The 16940-nt window shown below is 43.5% G+C and carries 10 protein-coding genes and 1 pseudogene; 9 read left to right on the plus strand and 2 right to left on the minus strand.

Annotated features, from left to right (window positions below; translation table 11 throughout):
• The first annotated feature begins 64 nt into the window (after positions 1 to 64).
• Both mnmE and BEL04_RS01245 read left to right on the plus strand, forming a co-directional pair.
• Complete coding sequence (gene mnmE, locus BEL04_RS01240; RefSeq protein ID WP_065999338.1) at positions 65 to 1447, plus strand: tRNA uridine-5-carboxymethylaminomethyl(34) synthesis GTPase MnmE; 1383 nt, start codon at positions 65 to 67, stop codon at positions 1445 to 1447.
• Positions 1448 to 1814: 367 nt separating this feature from the next.
• Positions 1815 to 3908 carry a HAMP domain-containing sensor histidine kinase gene (locus BEL04_RS01245; protein ID WP_083227709.1) on the plus strand — a complete coding sequence of 698 codons (2094 nt, stop codon included), beginning with the start codon at positions 1815 to 1817 and terminating at the stop codon, positions 3906 to 3908.
• Here the strand turns inward: BEL04_RS01245 and BEL04_RS01250 are convergent.
• Positions 3891 to 4640 carry a LytTR family DNA-binding domain-containing protein gene (locus tag BEL04_RS01250; RefSeq protein ID WP_065999343.1) on the minus strand — a complete coding sequence of 250 codons (750 nt, stop codon included), beginning with the start codon at positions 4638 to 4640 and terminating at the stop codon, positions 3891 to 3893. The two genes, BEL04_RS01245 and BEL04_RS01250, sit on opposite strands and share 18 nt — an antisense overlap.
• Before the next feature lie 255 nt (positions 4641 to 4895).
• On the opposite strand from BEL04_RS01250, the gene BEL04_RS01255 reads away from it, so the two are divergent.
• The 4 genes from BEL04_RS01255 to BEL04_RS01270 are packed head-to-tail and all read left to right on the plus strand — an operon-like array spanning position 4896 to position 11441.
• Complete coding sequence (locus BEL04_RS01255) at positions 4896 to 8000, plus strand: hypothetical protein (RefSeq protein ID WP_065999344.1); 3105 nt, start codon at positions 4896 to 4898, stop codon at positions 7998 to 8000.
• A 2-nt stretch (positions 8001 to 8002) separates the two neighbouring features.
• A complete protein-coding gene (locus BEL04_RS01260; protein WP_065999345.1) occupies positions 8003 to 9181 on the plus strand; it encodes a radical SAM protein in 1179 nt (392 codons plus the stop codon).
• Positions 9178 to 9990, plus strand: coding sequence for a hypothetical protein (locus BEL04_RS01265; protein WP_065999346.1), 813 nt, complete (start codon positions 9178 to 9180; stop codon positions 9988 to 9990). Before BEL04_RS01260 ends, BEL04_RS01265 begins: the two co-directional genes overlap by 4 nt.
• Positions 9984 to 11441: an HEXXH motif-containing putative peptide modification protein gene (locus BEL04_RS01270; protein WP_065999347.1), complete on the plus strand. Its 1458-nt coding sequence runs from the start codon at positions 9984 to 9986 to the stop codon at positions 11439 to 11441. Before BEL04_RS01265 ends, BEL04_RS01270 begins: the two co-directional genes overlap by 7 nt.
• Positions 11442 to 11761: 320 nt before the next feature.
• On the opposite strand, the gene BEL04_RS01275 is transcribed toward BEL04_RS01270, so the two are convergent.
• Complete coding sequence (locus BEL04_RS01275; protein ID WP_254659502.1) at positions 11762 to 12343, minus strand: AraC family transcriptional regulator; 582 nt, start codon at positions 12341 to 12343, stop codon at positions 11762 to 11764.
• Positions 12344 to 13090: 747 nt separating this feature from the next.
• Here BEL04_RS01275 and BEL04_RS01280 point away from each other — a divergent pair.
• From BEL04_RS01280 to BEL04_RS01290, 3 genes and pseudogenes are all read left to right on the plus strand, one after another.
• Positions 13091 to 13416, plus strand: a pseudogene (locus tag BEL04_RS01280) (L-rhamnose mutarotase).
• Between the two features lie 16 nt (positions 13417 to 13432).
• Complete coding sequence (locus tag BEL04_RS01285; protein ID WP_065999351.1) at positions 13433 to 15376, plus strand: glycoside hydrolase family 97 protein; 1944 nt, start codon at positions 13433 to 13435, stop codon at positions 15374 to 15376.
• Between the two features lie 105 nt (positions 15377 to 15481).
• Positions 15482 to 16855 carry an alpha-L-fucosidase gene (locus tag BEL04_RS01290; RefSeq protein ID WP_066003300.1) on the plus strand — a complete coding sequence of 458 codons (1374 nt, stop codon included), beginning with the start codon at positions 15482 to 15484 and terminating at the stop codon, positions 16853 to 16855.
• Positions 16856 to 16940 lie beyond the last annotated feature (85 nt).

The following is a 16940-nucleotide window of genomic DNA, read 5'->3' on the forward strand; positions in this document are numbered from 1 at the left end:
AGAAGACTCTTTTTGATTATCAAAATCAGCCTGATTTTGACATCAATTACCGACCTTTGCCGCAATGTCGCAAATTGTTAAGGAAGATACCATTGTTGCTTTAGCCACACCCGGTGGAGTGGGCGCCATAGCTGTTATTCGTTTATCGGGGCCTGATGCTATTGTTATTGCCAATAGTGTTTTCAAAGGTAAAGATCTGGCAAGGCAGGCATCACACACTATCCACTTTGGTAATATTGTTGATGAGGATGTGATACTTGACGAAGTATTGGCTTCCATCTTCATAGCGCCAAAATCATACACCCGCGAAAATGTGGTAGAGTTTTCCTGTCATGCCTCGCCATATATTATTACATCGATCATCAAACTTCTGATAAAAAAAGGAGCCCGGGCTGCCAAACCCGGGGAGTTTACGTTAAGGGCATTCATCAATGGCCAACTTGATTTAAGCCAGGCCGAAGCAGTTGCCGATCTTATCGCTTCAAACTCTAAAGCTTCGCAACAGGTAGCAATGCAGCAACTGAGGGGAGGATACAGCAGCGAATTGAAGAGCCTGCGAGAACAGTTAGTGAATTTTGCTTCGCTGATCGAACTCGAACTGGATTTTTCGGAAGAAGATGTAGAGTTTGCCAATCGTAGTCAGCTTCAACAATTGATCATTGATATCAGCAGAACGGTCGGCAAACTTATCCAATCATTCGAATTGGGTAATGCTATTAAATCTGGTGTAAATACAGTTATCGCCGGGCGGCCCAACGCCGGTAAGTCAACTCTGTTGAATGCTTTGTTAAATGAGGAGCGGGCAATTGTGAGCGAAATAGCAGGCACTACCCGCGATACGATAGAGGAGGTGCTGAATATCAACGGAATTAATTTCCGTTTGATTGATACTGCCGGACTACGCGAGGCCACCGATACGATCGAAGCGATTGGGGTTGAAAAGACACTCGAAAAAATAAGTCAGTCGGCTTTATTACTTTATGTTTTTGATGCTGCGACACTTACTCCTGCAGATGTGCAGCGGGATATAAAAAGCCTGGTAAAAGATGGTCTTCCGGTGTTGGCTATAGCCAACAAGATCGATCTTTTGACTGAAAATTTGTTGCAAACATCATTTGATTTGCCAGCTAATGTGGATACGATAGCGGTTTCGGCACGTGAAAAGCAACATATCGACCAATTGAAGCAAGCCATCTATGATAAAACAGTACATGGCCAGCTTGCCGGCGATGAGACATTAGTAACCAATATCCGCCATCTGGAAGCCTTACAAAAAACATACGATGCGTTAGAACGCGTTCTTCATGGTATCGATAACCCAATCACTTCCGATTTTCTGGCCCTGGATATCAAACAAGCGCTACATTATCTTGGTGAGATAACCGGTGTGGTTACTACAGATGATTTACTGGATAACATTTTTTCAAAGTTCTGTATCGGTAAATAGGCACGCATAAACATGACTTACTAAGAAGAATAAAATCACTCATACTTAATTGATATACTGTATGTTGTAGAATAAGTATTACTTCGTGATTTCCTTTGGAAAGTGGATTTTTGTTTCTGATTTGTCTCTGAGATCATTAAAAGAAACGCGAGATCCCTAAATACCAGGTATGCTGGTCCACCTATGTAATTAAAGCTCATTTAGAGAAAATTTTTAATCCGGGAGGCCATCATGCATTTAACCTGCTCTGTGGCCTGCGCGATTGCGTGAGGCGGTCAAACAATTTCTTTCTTAGGCTATAGACACATATCGGGCCATTTTATTATTTTTAGCATGCTGTAAATATTAAAGCCCTACAACGATAATTATGAATAAGTATCTGCGGATATGCCGGCTCCGGCTTATATCCGTCATTTTTATTCTCTTCCTGATATGTGCTTTTATTTTAGCCTCATGCCACAACGCACGCCAATTACCACTGATTCCACAGCCAGAACTCAATCGGATGTTTGGCCTGGCAAATACACAGATAGCTAAGCATAATTTTCGCAAAGCCATTGACATTGTCGATTCGGTATGCAAGGCTAAAAAGTTTCGTTCCGACCAGCTTGATATGCTGCGTTATTCACACGATGCTTTTTATTATCAACTGATGGGGAAACGTGACAGTACGATATTATTTGCTGATTCTGCCGTGCTTATTGCCGACCGGCATCCTATGACAGATAGTATCTGGCTCCGGTATTCCTATTCACAACATTTTAATAAAGGTAATTTACTGTATAATTTGGGCGAGGTTCAACCGGCTATCGATGAATTTTTTAAAGCTAAAAATATAATTGAAAAGGCGGGCGAAGAATGCCATGCACATCAGATATATCACTTGATAGGGTTGGCTATGTATCAACAGCAACGTTATGCTGCTGCGAGATCGTATTTTGTGCATACCTTGCAGATATTTGATAATTGCCGTCATCCGGGCAGTCGTATTGACAATGATTATGACCGGCAGGAAATGCTGAACAATATTGCCTTATGTGATGAAAAATTGGGGCATTACGATAGCGCACGGTTATATTGTGCAAAAGCTTTGGCCCAGATAAGTCACTCTGAAAATCTTACAGCTTATAGCTCCAACGCCCGTTATAACGAGGAAGCCGCCGAACGTAACCGTGGCGTGGTGTATGGCACTATCGCGCAGATCTTGTATCATACCGGGCGCACCGATTCTGCCGAGGTATTCTTTAAACGAAGCCTGCAATTCACCAATAAACCCGTAGGCGACATTGGCGATGCCCAATCCACACAAGTGCACCTGGCCGATCTGTATTTTCAGCAGAAACGATATCCGCTGATGAAAAACATATTGGATCGCCTTGATAAAAGTCTAAAAAAACAATACAACGAAGATGCCCGGCTTAACTGGGAACGACTGATGTACCAATATGCGGCCGCTAAACACCTCGTATTACCTGAACTGGCTTATTATAAGCTATATATCAGCATGCGCGACTCTATCGCCCTGGTAAAAAAAGAACAGCGTGAGACCGACCTGAACGAAGAGCTAAATACCCGCAGCCAACGGTTAGAGATTAGTTTGCTAAAAAAGGATAATCAATTGGGTAAGATTTATCTATGGATCGTGCTGTCATTATCCCTGTTGGCGGTTGTCATTATCGTTTTGGTGTTATATAATTACCGCAGAAGCCGGCGTAATGTGAAGATATTAACAGGCTTGAATGATCAGATCGGCAAGCAAAAAACAGCGTTGGAACAAGCTAACAAAGAAAAGGACCGGATACTGAATGTAGTGGCGCATGATCTGCGCAGCCCTGTCGGCGCCACCGAGTACCTGGCAGATTCGATGCTGATGAACGATGAAGTTGATGCCCGGGCAGCCAGGTCGCTTGGCCTGATTAAACAGGCGGCAAAAAACGCGCTCGAATTGATCAACGAATTATTGGGATTACGGCCCGACGGTGCCCAGGCGACAAAAGAACGCACAGACCTTAATCAACTTATTGCCGGCGCTATAGAGATACTGCGCTACCGCGCATCCGAAAAACAACAGCAGATACTATTCAGCCCGACAGAACCGTTTTTGCCGGTAGCGGGGGCTCCCGAAAGATTAATGAGGCTAATAAGTAACCTCATCGTCAACGCCATTAAATTCAGTCATCCGGAAGCAAGAATCGAACTGACTGCCGGCATTGTTAATGACCGGGCAGAGTTTACCGTGACCGATCAGGGTATCGGCATCCCCGAACACCTTCATGCCGATATATTTGATACCTTCACTACCGCAAAGCAACAAGGTACTTCGGGCGAAAAATCGTTTGGGCTTGGGCTATCTATTTGTAAGCAGATAGCTGCCGAGCATGGCGGTTATATCACTTTTAAAAGCAGATCCGGTGTGGGTACTGTATTTACCGTAAGCCTCCCGTTATGCGATAATATTTAATTGTTTGCGGATGTCGCGGATAAACGTATCGCCAACTGTAATACGCTTATAGGGGGTTATTATTTCATCGGCCACCAATTCCTGGATAAAACGTAACTGCACGGCTTCGGCACGGCTAACCTGCACAAACCGGCTTTGCAGGTGCGCCGGTATGATATAACGCAAAGTGCGGTTCATAGAGCTGCGGATATAATACTCCTTTTGGTCGGCCGCATTCAATAGCAGAGTATAATTACGATCGGATATCAAAGAGACAACATCGTTCCAGCTGATCCTTTTGTATTTATCACCTACTTTTATAAAAAATTCTTCACCCGCTTGTGTTTGCGGACCATCGGCGGTCGCTATTTTACCGGAACCGAAGTTGCTGATCGCCGTTTGGATAGTTACATACAGTGATGCAGGGTTTACAGGTTTGGTTAAATAGGCCGAGGGTTTAAGGTCAACCGCCCTATCAAGGGTTTGTTTGGTAATATCGGCTGTTATAAAAATAAAAGGCTTACGGTATAATTCCGTAAGCATCCTACCCAACTCTAATCCTTCATTGCGCCCTTGCAGGTTAATATCCAGCAGCACAATATCATAATTAAGATTATTGAGTGCAAGTACCGCCTTTTCAAAACTGTAAGCTGACCCTGTTACTAAAAAACCAAAGTCAGAGAGATTGTCTTTCAGGCCTTCAGCCCACAGGATATCATCTTCAATAATAAGTATTGATATGTCTTGCTGCATGATAGTAGGGGTGCCTGATAAATAGTTTAAATAGCGATACTAAGGTAATATATTTTGTACACAAAATCTGCCTTTTTGTACCCTGAAATATCCTCGTTCATCCTCATTTTCACCACCGGCAAAAAATATTTATTCATATTCAACAATATAACAACGATCGTTATACGAACCATCTCACGATTGGCAGGGCTTGATTTTATGCAGCGATCATACTTATAACGTATTTTTTAATAAACCTATCTTAACACAAATTATATGACAATTCAGGAATTACAACAGCAGGTATCCAATGCGATTACGCATGGTAATTTATTAACCATTGACGACACTTTGCTTGATTTACCCAAGCATACCGGTTTTTTTGATTTGTATAAAATAACAGGCATTAAATGTTCGGGCGTTTCGATGGGTGATATTTCAGGAAATCAATTTACCGTATCGGCTACCGATATCACCATTGAGTTTTTTCTTAAGAGTATCGAGACGACCAATGGCTTGGGTATAACTTTTTCTGTAGACGGAAATGGCGACGCCCAGATCAGTTTTAGTTATAGTTTATCAGGCAACCTGGCTGATGATGTAAACAACATCTTCGGTATACAAATTGCCAGTGGCCTTCCGGCGTATGTAAGTAACCAGTCAATAACCGGCGCTACAGTTACCTTGTCAACAAGCCCGGCTACCTTTCAGTTCTCTTATGTTTGCTCGCTCAATATTTATAGCGGACCCGATCTGCAACTAACTGTCGATATTGATATCGTACAGGATGGTTCAGGTTACAAAATGGAGGCCGATTTCAGTGCGGTAATCGGTGGTGAAGTATTTGATCTCACCATTACAGATTCCCAGGGTGGCATATCCATTGATGCCAGTTGGTCTGACCAGGACGGCGGCCTTGAACTGAATACCCTTATCCCCGATCTGGGGCTTGGTTTTAAATCAGTACATGAGCCATCAGCCTACGGCATGACAGCTGTGACGGCACTTACGCTTAACGCGGTAAAATTTAGTTGCGATACCGGCGATGATACTGGTGCGAGCTTTACGTTTTCGGCCGACTTAGTTATTGTTGAAACAAACCTTACACTCGATTTGGGTCTATATGATGGACTATCACAATACTATGTTGCTATCGACCTGAGCGGTAGCAGTTTGACCATTCTCTCTGATGATCTATCACTATTTACCGGTGTACAACTCGATAGCCTGTTTGTTGTGATCTCAAACTTTGACGACTCAACCTATGCTATCCCTGGCACTAATTACACCGGTATCAGTGATGGGGTCGAGGTTGTTGCAACATTAACCATGGTTTCTACCGATTCGACCGGAATTTTAGACCCGGCGCTTAGTTACCTGGGCGGCTTTTTAGGGGATACAACCATAGACATCACTATTAGCTATAACGATGGGGATTTCTCATTAACAGGAGATATCCCCGGAATACAGATCAATTTTCCGAATGCCCAGAACACCGATTTCACCATCAACGGCATTAGCTTAACCATCAGTTCGGAGCTACCACAAATAAAAATAGGCACCACCATACTACTCGACTATGATTTCCAAACCAGCCCTCCGCCTGATATAACACAATTAAGTATTCAAGGCACCCTGTCTTTCGGATGCGCTGATGACGGGGCAATGATCGCATTTTCGGCCGACGAAACTACAACCCTAAACAATCCGTTTGGAATTAACGGGCTTGTTATAAATAGCCTGGGGATATCATTGGAAGGCAGTATAGTAGGTACTATTATTTCTATTCTTGCAGTGCTGCAAGGTAAATTTGAAGTGGGCATATCGCCAAACCAAATTGGCGGAGGAGTGGGCGTGAGCATAGGCATCGATGATACCGAAGTGAATATCCCTTACCTGGCCTGTAATACAGATGCGCCTTATACGCTCGCCGATATATGGAATGCAACCTTGGGCCCACAAGCACCCTCTTTTCTGGGAAATGTAAATATCCAAAAACTGAATTTTTATTTCTGCGATCAGGATGTTGAACTTCCCGACGGAAGCACCGCCAAGAAAGGTGTCAATTTCTTATCGGTAGTAAGCGTTGAAAGTTTTACAACATTTGCGGCCCTTTCCATCAGTTCAAGCGGCGTTTCCGGAGAACTGCAAATGTCACCGATCTCGATCATTTATGAAGGTAAGACAATAGCGTCCGTCACCGGCAACAGCACCGGGAACCCCAAATATGGTATACAGCCGGGTGGGGCGGCGTTTAGCTGCAATTTAAACGAAGATAGCCTCGAGTCGTTCTCCACTACCGTAGATGTAACCATTTTAGGTTTGACCTCGTTAGGGGTTGATACAGATATATCCATAGGCGGCGATGACATCGGTACAATATCCATTTCGCTTGATTATAGTTTTGACCTCCTGGGGGATCTTACTTTCGACTTTGATTTCACCAGTCTGACGGATATGAGTTTGAACTTTAGTGTTGATCTTGACAGCTTCAGTTATACCATCCCGGATGTGCCTGGCTTAGGGAATGTTAATATCACGAGTGGCTCGGATACGCCATTTAGCATTAGCCTGACTGTAACCGCTTCCGGAGGTGATTATACAACAACGCTTAATTGCGATTTTACCTGGTTCGGGTATCCTGTTCAACTAACCTTCGATTTCTCGTCAACCCCTTTCACTGATCTTACCCAGCTTGAGTCAGTCATCATTAGTCAACTTGTCTCGGAGGCATCCGCATTACTAAACGCAGTGCTTAATGACGCCGCCGGGCAGTATGGCGGCGCTGCTGCAGCATACGTACAGGCTATAGTTAACGGTGCAATTGCGGATGGCAAATATGTACTAAGCAACCTTGTTAATAACTTCGAGGTGGCTGTTACCGATATCGCAACACTGTTTAACGACATTACAACGATTTGCCAAAGCGGTCATGTGGATTACCAGCTGGATTTCCATTTGGATTACTCCCTCACGCCATCAGTACCGCCAAGTGTGCCGCTTAATTTTCATGTTGATATAATAGGAAATACTGATATCACAGTGACTATTCCTCTGCCTCCACTACCGTTCCCTGCTATCCCGATATTAGATATATCTTCCAACAACCACTTAGATCTTTACACAACTGAAGTACAAGTCAAGGCTTCTTTTGAGGTGCCGATTGTGGACGCTCTGCCGCATGTGGACGTTTTCGGTGAGAACTTCGGTTTAGGTGTCAAAGCTGGTATTGGTGTTGATGTGCAGGTGCCGCTTGCTAATTTCTTTCCTGATGGAAATGCTAACCCTGATGCATTTGACCTGGACTTTTTCGTAAGAGGCTCAATAGAAATTTGGAGCTGGAGCGAATCGGCCCATTATGACACTACGATAAACTTATAAAAATGGCTGTAGAACTTAGGCCGCTGAGCGTAAAATGCAATATCGCCTGCCATTATTGCTATCAGCATCCCCAGCGGGATGCTGAAGCAAAAAACGGGCTTTATGACATGCAAAAAATGAAAGATGCCATCCTGCGTGAAGACGGTTCATTCGTGTTATTTGGGGGCGAACCACTGTTGGTACCCTTTGCCGACCTTGAAGAGCTTTTTGCCTGGGGCTACGAGCGGTTTGGTAAGAATGGGATTCAAACCAACGGATCGCTGATCACGCCTGCTCATATTGAGCTGTTTAAAAAGTACCAGGTTCATGTGGGCATATCTGTCGACGGGCCCGTAATGCTTAATGATATCCGCTGGGCGGGTACCCTGGCCCGCACCAGGGAATTATCTCAAAAAACCCATCAAAACATCAGGTTACTTATCGACAACGCAATTATACCCGGCATTATCGTGACACTGCATACCGGCAATGCCTTGCCCGACGTATTGCCGGCTATGGGTGCCTGGATGAAAGAGTTGGACGATATGGGCATCAAATCAGCCCGCTTACATTTAATGGAAGTGGATAACGCCATGGTTGGCGAAAATTTCAGGCTAAGCGCCAGGCAGAATATCGAGGCTATGCTGTATTTTCATGAGCTTGAAAAGGGCTTAAAAAATCTGCGGTTCGATGTGTTTGGCGAAATTGAGCGCTTGCTAAACGCCAACGACAAAAACACCAGCTGCGTTTGGAACGCCTGCGACCCATATACCACCGCTGCCGTAAGAGGCGTAGAAGGTGATGGTAAAAGGTCGAATTGTGGCCGTACCAATAAAGAAGGAATAGATTTTGTAAAAGCCCCCTTACCATCATATTCGAGATATATCGCCTTATACAATACTCCCCAGGAATTTGGCGGGTGCAAAGGCTGCCGTTTTTTTGCCATGTGCAAAGGGCATTGTCCGGGTACTTCGATTGAAGGCGACTGGAGAAACCGCACCGAGCATTGCGAGGTTTGGAAGACCCTGTTTACCATTAAAGAAAAAGAAATGATTGATAAAGGTGTGCAACCTTTGTCAACCTATCCTGGATTGCGGTACATAGAGGCTGTTTTCCTTAAAAATTGGGCCAAGGGGAAAAACCCGAATATTGCGGGTATTATTAATCATATCCATCAAAGTAAACAAACCCAACCCGCATGAACGATCGAAATATTTCATTAATGTGGGTTTCGCTTGATGCCCGCAATACCTGGCACAATAAGTTTGCCAGCCTCAGAAAGTCACTGTTAGCCAGTACACTCATCGGTGTTCATGAAGGCCGGTGGCAAAGTCGCAGCTTAAACTTATATGGGCACCTGTGGGGCACATTTTTATCAATGGCTAAAACATTTGAGGTAGCCTACACCTCGCAGACAGTGGCATGCAGATCATCGCCTTCGAGGGTATGCAATAGGGTTTACCTTACAAACGTTTACGCCGAGCCAGATCAAAAACAGCAGCAGAACGATGCGCTACGTGCACCAACTATTTGGGATATTGCCAAAAACTCGCCCCAAAGCCGGTTCAAAACGCCAGCACTGATCGAACATGATCAGACCCTCAATTCATTGCTGCTTTGGGAAGACATGGGGCTAAGCTTATTTGCCCATGCGCCGCAAAACCTGTCGTGCAGTGATAATGCCCAGTTACTTGAAAACCATTTAAACTGGATGCAATGCAACGGTTACGCAGCTGATGCCGGAGTTTTGAGCGAGGTACTTTCATGGCCGGTAGAATGGTCGTCTTGTCATGGCATCGAAGAGTTCCGTACGCCATTGTTCAAATTGCAGGCTACCAACTGGGCCAGACCCTATCACCAAAAGTATAGTGTGCAAATATTGGGCGATAGGTATCCTGCTGAAGGGGTTACCGGGTTAAGTTTCCCTTATCAGCAAAAAGGCTTTAAGCCGGTATCTGATTCTGCATCATTCAAAAAAGGGATCATTCATAACACTTCTGCAAAATGCTGACACTCACTGAAACTCTAAATGCAATAGCCATTCCGCAAGCAGATGGCAGCGATACACAATTTTTTTTAGACGCTTTAAATAATAATCCGATAGTTAAGGTAACCGGCCCGCAACTTAATGAGCTCACCATATTTGGTGGCAAAGTGGCTATCCGCTTTACAGATACAGTTGCCAACAACCTGCAGGACGCCCCGGCGGATCATCACCACATTTATAAAGCCGAGCAGCTATTGCTGCAATGCTGGCCCGAAATCCATACCCAGTTTGGGGAAATTATAAACGAATTTCATCCCAAATACCTAACCGATAATGCCAAAGATGGTTTTTGGGGTTCTATGAGCCACCAACCGCCAAACGTGTATGGCAGCATGTGGGCCACTGTGAACGATTATATCTGTTTAAGCCAGGCTTTTGTACACGAGATGGCCCACAATAAGCTATTCGCCATTGGCTTACAATTTGCCGAACCAGCCCCTTTGTTTTTAAACAATACCGATGAATTGTACGATAGCCCCATCCGGCTGGATATCCCGCGGCCTATGCCGGCCATCTTTCACGGTTTTTATGCTTTTACGCATGTACTGGCGCTTGACCGCAGGATGCTGGAGCGTGGCGGACTTGAAGAGCAAGAAGAACGCTATGTAAAAGAACTGATCAATAAAAACGCAAACAGGGTACGGATAGGGCTGGATATCATTACCAAATGTGCCAGGCCGGCACCCGCAGCCGAAAAATTTGTTGGCGATGCGCTTGACTGGGCCAGGGAGGAAATACAGCTTTGTGAAAAGCACCTCAAAAAGATCCGAACAGGGCAGCAACTTTTAATTGTTGGGCCAACAGGCGCCGGAAAAACAACTTTTGCTAAAACATTATCTGAAAAAACAGGGATGAACTTTATCCCGCTGGATATGATCTGCTGGGACTATTGGTATAAAACCCCGGTGATACAGGATTGGCTTTTGAAAGTATTTGGAGCAGAGAAGTTATCGCAAATGAACCAAAGCCTGCAGGTTGATCAAAAAAAAAAGTTGATCAAAGACATGGTGCAAAAAAAGATACTCAACCAGGAAGCTATGGATTGGCTAAAGTATCATTTGATCGTATTTGCCTTAAAACACAATAAAGGACAGATCGTGGATACCGGTAGCGGCCATGTTGTTTTTACCAACAGTAAATATCTTACGCAACTAAAAGCATTCCTTGTGCAAAATGATATCAAGGTAGTACAACTAAGGCCTTTGGGGCACGTTGAACAAGCAACCGAAATTTTAGGTAACCGGATAGCATACCGTGGCTATACCTATGACGAAGTTGGTAAGGCAAAAAGCAACATGATCAACCCGGCCTACCGCACCCTAAGCGACTATGTGATCGACTCAAACCAGTCTCCCGAAAAATGTATCAGCACTTTTTTTGAATTTGCGGAGGCCACACCGTTTCAACCTAATTAACCAGTTTGCGGTGATGGGTACGTTTTGTAACCGTACTCATCACCGCAAATAAGCAAACCCAGCCTTGGTCCTTTTGTCAAGGTTAAAGTGTCAATACCCTGCCAGAGAAAGTATACCCAGCCTACCAGCAGCTTTGATCTTTTTTGTTGGCGATACTTTAATTCTTTTAGGTCCGGGAGATATCCTCAGGACATTTGAATCAAGGTATTCAAATGTTTCAGATACTGGTGGGAAGTTGTTTTACTAAATCGGGTAAATTCGGTTCTGTAGCTGCCATGATAAACTTTTCCCCGGAGGAGTTAATATACCGCATATAACCCTTATACAGTATTAATATTTTGGTTCTTTTTTTTGTAACCGCTGGGCGTCATACCCGTTAGTTTTTTGAAAATCTTCGAAAAATAAGGAACGTTTTCAAAGCCGGTTTCCTTTGCAATATCACTATAGGGCATGTTCGTGGTTGTAATCAGGTACTGGGCCCGTTCAATACGCTTGTCATTAATATAAGACAGGGGCCTTTCGCCTGTGTATTGGTAAAACAACCTTGAAAAATAATCGGGGTGTTGATTTGCCCTTTCTGCTAACAATTTAACGGTGAGGTTTTCATGGAGATTAACCTGGATATAGCTAATCGCATCTAAAACTTTTGAGGGGATAGAACTGAGCTTATTTTGCTCGAAGGTTTCGGGCGTCAGAAACCTGGAGGCTAATTGCAAAATAATGCCCTGGGTTTCCATAAAGGCCGACATGCTTTGCATACTGTTTAGTTCCTGGTACTCCTTATAGTAAACGTTTTTTTCATATACCTTAGGATTATCAGACCGGTTAATGCCCCGGCCGCGATTGATCGCAAGTATTCTTTTGAAATTTTCAAGGTCTAACAAACTTGCCTTTAATTTCATTATCGACCTGTTGTTATAAAATAGCGAAATTCCATCGGACGATTCTTCAAAAAACTGTATAAAATATTGACCTAAAGACCTTTCACAGTGTAGGTTACATAACGTGAAACTGGGTATCAGGTAAATATAGCCCGGCTCAAGTTTTACTGTGCTTTCTGAGTTCGAAACAAGCCCTTCGCCTTCGTCTATAAGATACAACCGGTAATAGGGGCTTACAATGTTTGTATAGTTCCATTTATTGTCCAGCCTAACATAGTCAACATGTAATAAAGAAAAAGAGTGTTTTAGAATTCTTCGGCTCATAAATATCGATTCGGGATTTCAAAGTTAAAATAATTGTCTGATTTGTATTGTTTTTATAAAAGACAAGCTGAGTATGCATTATCATCTTAAGATAGACTATGTTAACATATTCAGGTATTTATATCGAATTTAAAACAGGTATATTATGCATTTTAAAAATGTACCGGGAGTGATCTTATTGTAAATGTCGGATTTGTGTAAAAGAAAGTCTAATTGGTACAATTTTGCGAAAGACGCTTTGCCTAATTTTGTTCCAATTAAATAGCCTTAAGTACGGCCTGTACAATTAGGCTGTTTGCTCAAAGCCTTTATAAACCAATAATGGAACAAACCCAGAATGCTACCATACCTGGTATCGTGGAGCCTGCTTTAATTATCCGGAATTTATGGATAGCTAACTTAATTTTCCATAACCATGCCAATCAGCTGAAATTTTAATATATAGTGAGATATTGTTTAGTAGTAGACCTAAATGACGATGTTGCCCTGATTGAAGAATATGAGCAATGGCATAAAAATGTGTGGACAGAAATAAAGGACTTGAGCTTGCCGGCATTACAGAAATGGAAATTTATCGTACCGGTAACAGGCTTTTTATAATCATGGAAACCGATGCATCTTTTTCGTTTGGCCGTAAATAAGCGATGGATGCTGCAGATGCTAAAGCTCAGGAATGGGAAGAACTGATGTGGAAATTTCAGAAGCCTCTCCCCTGGGCGAAGAATGGGGAAAAATGGGTGCTGATGAATAAGATTTCAACTGCCGGATGATTCTTTATAAATTGATATGAAAAACATTTGTTTAGTTTTGAGCTTTTTTTTAAGCTATGTAGGTTGTTGTTACGCCCAACAAATTTTATCTCCTGATAAAAAAATTAAGGTAGTTGTGGAAATGCAACCTGCAAGCCAGAGTGCCTTAGGCCAGGCTTATTTTAAGGTATTATATAGAAGCAATGATGCTTATATCGAAGTGTTGCCAGCCTCGCCGTTAGGTATATTAAGGGCTGATCAGCAATTCGTATCAAATCTCAAATTTATTGGCGAGGGCAAGACCGTCGCAGTTCATGACAAATATGAAATGCTGACAGGAAAGCGGAAACTTTGCGAAAACTTCGGTATTGAAAAAACATTTCATTATCAGAATGACTCTAAACAACCCCTAGATATCACTTTCAGAGTTTATAACGACGGGGTTACTTTCAGGTATACTTTTCCAAATCATTCGGACTCGAGTTTATTGATTAAAGATGAAGCGACAGCCTATGTAATCCCCGCAGGCACGGCAAGATGGATGCAGCCATTTAATCAGTCCTATGAGAATTTTTTTCCGCTTAATACTAATGGCACTACCGAAAAAAATAATCATGATTGGGGATATCCAGCCTTGTACAAGGTTAATGATCAGCCATTATGGGTGCTGATTTCGGAAGCAAACATAAGCAGGCAAAATTGCGCGGCTAAGCTTAACAATCAGCAAGATGCAAACCTGTATAAGGTGAGTTATCCTGTGGCAAAGAAGAACTGGCATGGCGGTGCTGTTTCCGCCTTGCCATGGAAATCGCAATGGCATGTGATGATAGTAGGAAAACTGGCTGATTTGGTGGAGAGTACGTTGATTACGGATGTAAGTGAACCGGCCGCTTTTAAAGAGACTAAATGGATTGAACCCGGAAGCGCAGCCTGGGTGTACTGGGCATACAATCATGGTTCGAAAGACTATCAAAGGGTGATTGAATACATTGACCTGGCGGTAAAAATGAATTGGCCTTATGTGCTTATTGATTGGGAATGGGATGTAATGTCGAACGGCGGAACAATAAAGGATGCGTTGAATTATGCCAGGAGCAAAGGCATCAAAACTCTTTTGTGGTATAACTCAGGTACCGAGTGGCTTGGCGCGACGCCGGCGGACAGGCTGTTAACCCACGAGAAAAGAGAAAAGGAATTTTCATGGCTGAGAGATATGGGTGTGTCAGGTATCAAGGTCGACTTTTTTGCAGGAGACCAGCAGGACATGATGAAATATTATATGGATATTTTGGAAGATGCAGCAAAATACCATCTGCTGGTAAATTTTCATGGGGCTACTATACCTCGTGGCTGGGCGCGTACTTATCCTAATTTAATGAGTACCGAAGCGGTGTATGGTGCCGAATGGTATAATAACAACGGCATCTTAACCGATAAGGCCGCCGCGCATAATACCACTCTTCCATTTACGCGGAATATTATAGGTTCGATGGATTATACACCGGTAACGTTTTCCAATTCGCAGCACGAACATAAAACCTCTTTTGCCCACGAACTGGCTTTGGCAGTAGTATTTGAATCGGGCTTACAGCATTTTGCCGATAGGCCTTCTGCCTATTATGCCTTAGCTGATGAACCCCGCAAATTCCTGATGAGTTTTCCTACAACCTGGGATGAAACAAAGCTGATAAACGGCTACCCGGGCGAAATGGTTGTTATAGCCCGAAGAAAAGGTAAACGCTGGTATGTTGCAGGGCTTAATGGAAAAGATACCGAGCAAACTCTTGATCTTGACTTTAAATTTTTAGGCAAATCAGATTATTCTTTTCAAGTATTCAAGGACGGAGCGGATGCGAAGTCTATTATAACCGAAACAAAAAGTATCCAAAAATCAAGTATCCTGCATATCAAATGCCAGCCCCGAGGCGGCTTTTCAGGAGTAATTGTCGAGAAGAACTCAAACACACCTGAAAAAAATTGACATATGATCATGAAACGCAGGCAAATTTAAAGCATCTGGCAGCTTCGGTTATAGAGAAATATCCGCTTAAATTGAAACATGAAAAGTTCACATCCTGAAACCAAAATGATATACAAACAAAAAATAACGATTAAGGCGATCGGTCTGTTGGCGATGCTGTTGAGCCATTCTTTTGCCGTAAAGAGCCAGCAGATGGGCGAGGCAGAAAGAAAATCAATGGAGAAAGGAAAGATTTATCCTAATTTAAAGGGCGCAGGGCAAGGTGTATCGGGTCCGGGTTCCAACCTCCCGCCCGAAAAGATGCAATGGTGGGAAGACCAGAAATTCGGAATGTTCATCCATTGGGGTTTATATGCAATCCCGGCAACAGGCGAATGGACCATGTTCAACCAAAAAATCCCGGCCGAGGAATATGCGAAACTCGCTGATCAGTTTAACCCAAAGCATTTTAGCGCTGCCGAATGGGCCAAAGTAGCAAAAGAGGCCGGGATGAAATATATGGTAATGGTTTCCAGGCACCATGATGGTTTTGCCCTTTGGAACAGCCCGTCGAGTTACCGTCATTTTGATAGTTGGGAAACTGCCGCTCACCGCGATTTTGTAAAAGAGTACACCGATGCATGCCGTAAAGCGGGCCTGTATGTAGGCATTTATTATTCTCCGCTGGATTGGCGCTTCCCTGGTTATTTCGATCCGAAAGGTCTCCCTGAAAATGCCGCGCTGCTGAAGAAACAAACTTATGGGCAGGTAGAGGAGCTAATGAAAAATTATGGCAAAATAGATATTTTGTGGTACGATGGAGGCTGGTTGGCGCACAAAGGCAGCGATGCCGACGCAGCCTGGTTTTGGGAGCCGTTAAAACTTAACGCTATGGTACGCAGCTATAACCCTGATGTGGTTATTAATCCGAGATCGGGAATGTTGGGAGATTTCCAAACCGACGAGGGGGGCGCGGATGTTAAAGGGCCCATCATTCCCTTCCCATGGGAAAAATGCCTGAACCTTAATGAAACAAGCTGGGGATATAATAAAGCCCAGAAATTAATGCCACTGAAACGGATTATAGATATGCTTGTGAACACCGTTGACCGCGGGGGAAATATGTTATTAAATGTCGGTCCGGACCCGGATGGCATTATTCCACCCACTCACGTGGAGCGCCTGAAAGAGGTGGGAGAGTGGTTAGCGAAAAATGGCGAAGGCATATATCAAACACGCCCAGGGCCTTTTCAACCTGTTGATGGTTTTTACGGAGCTACTTACAGGGGAAATAAAATATATATCCACTTGCTGAAAGCTCCGGAGGGTGATGGTGTTATTAAATTACCACCAATTAAGCAGAGTATTACAGGGTGCAAGGTATTGCATGGTGAAAAAGTTAAATTTCATCAGGACGCAACGGGTATCACCCTTGATCTGGCCGCGGTAAAATTAGATTCGCTGGTAACTACTTTGGTGTTAAAAACAGCAGGCAAATAACCAGGAATATTCCTGCAATTAACAAGCTGGGAAGAATGGTACACCGATGTCGATTACTTTAATTATTGATCCTCAGACTTCCAGA

Origin of the sequence: Mucilaginibacter sp. PPCGB 2223 (assembly GCF_001705515.1) — a bacterium.
GTDB lineage: Bacteria > Bacteroidota > Bacteroidia > Sphingobacteriales > Sphingobacteriaceae > Mucilaginibacter.

Bases quoted from the DNA above. Each gene is read 5' to 3' on its own strand.
- mnmE (WP_065999338.1), top strand. From the start codon at position 65: ATGTCGCAAATTGTTAAGGAAGATACCATTGTTGCTTTAGCCACACCC.
- BEL04_RS01245 (WP_083227709.1), top strand. From the start codon at position 1,815: ATGAATAAGTATCTGCGGATATGCCGGCTCCGGCTTATATCCGTCATT.
- BEL04_RS01250 (WP_065999343.1), bottom strand. From the start codon at position 4,640: ATGCAGCAAGACATATCAATACTTATTATTGAAGATGATATCCTGTGG.
- BEL04_RS01255 (WP_065999344.1), top strand. From the start codon at position 4,896: ATGACAATTCAGGAATTACAACAGCAGGTATCCAATGCGATTACGCAT.
- BEL04_RS01260 (WP_065999345.1), top strand. From the start codon at position 8,003: ATGGCTGTAGAACTTAGGCCGCTGAGCGTAAAATGCAATATCGCCTGC.
- BEL04_RS01265 (WP_065999346.1), top strand. From the start codon at position 9,178: ATGAACGATCGAAATATTTCATTAATGTGGGTTTCGCTTGATGCCCGC.
- BEL04_RS01270 (WP_065999347.1), top strand. From the start codon at position 9,984: ATGCTGACACTCACTGAAACTCTAAATGCAATAGCCATTCCGCAAGCA.
- BEL04_RS01275 (WP_254659502.1), bottom strand. From the start codon at position 12,343: ATGAAATTAAAGGCAAGTTTGTTAGACCTTGAAAATTTCAAAAGAATA.
- BEL04_RS01285 (WP_065999351.1), top strand. From the start codon at position 13,433: ATGAAAAACATTTGTTTAGTTTTGAGCTTTTTTTTAAGCTATGTAGGT.
- BEL04_RS01290 (WP_066003300.1), top strand. From the start codon at position 15,482: ATGATATACAAACAAAAAATAACGATTAAGGCGATCGGTCTGTTGGCG.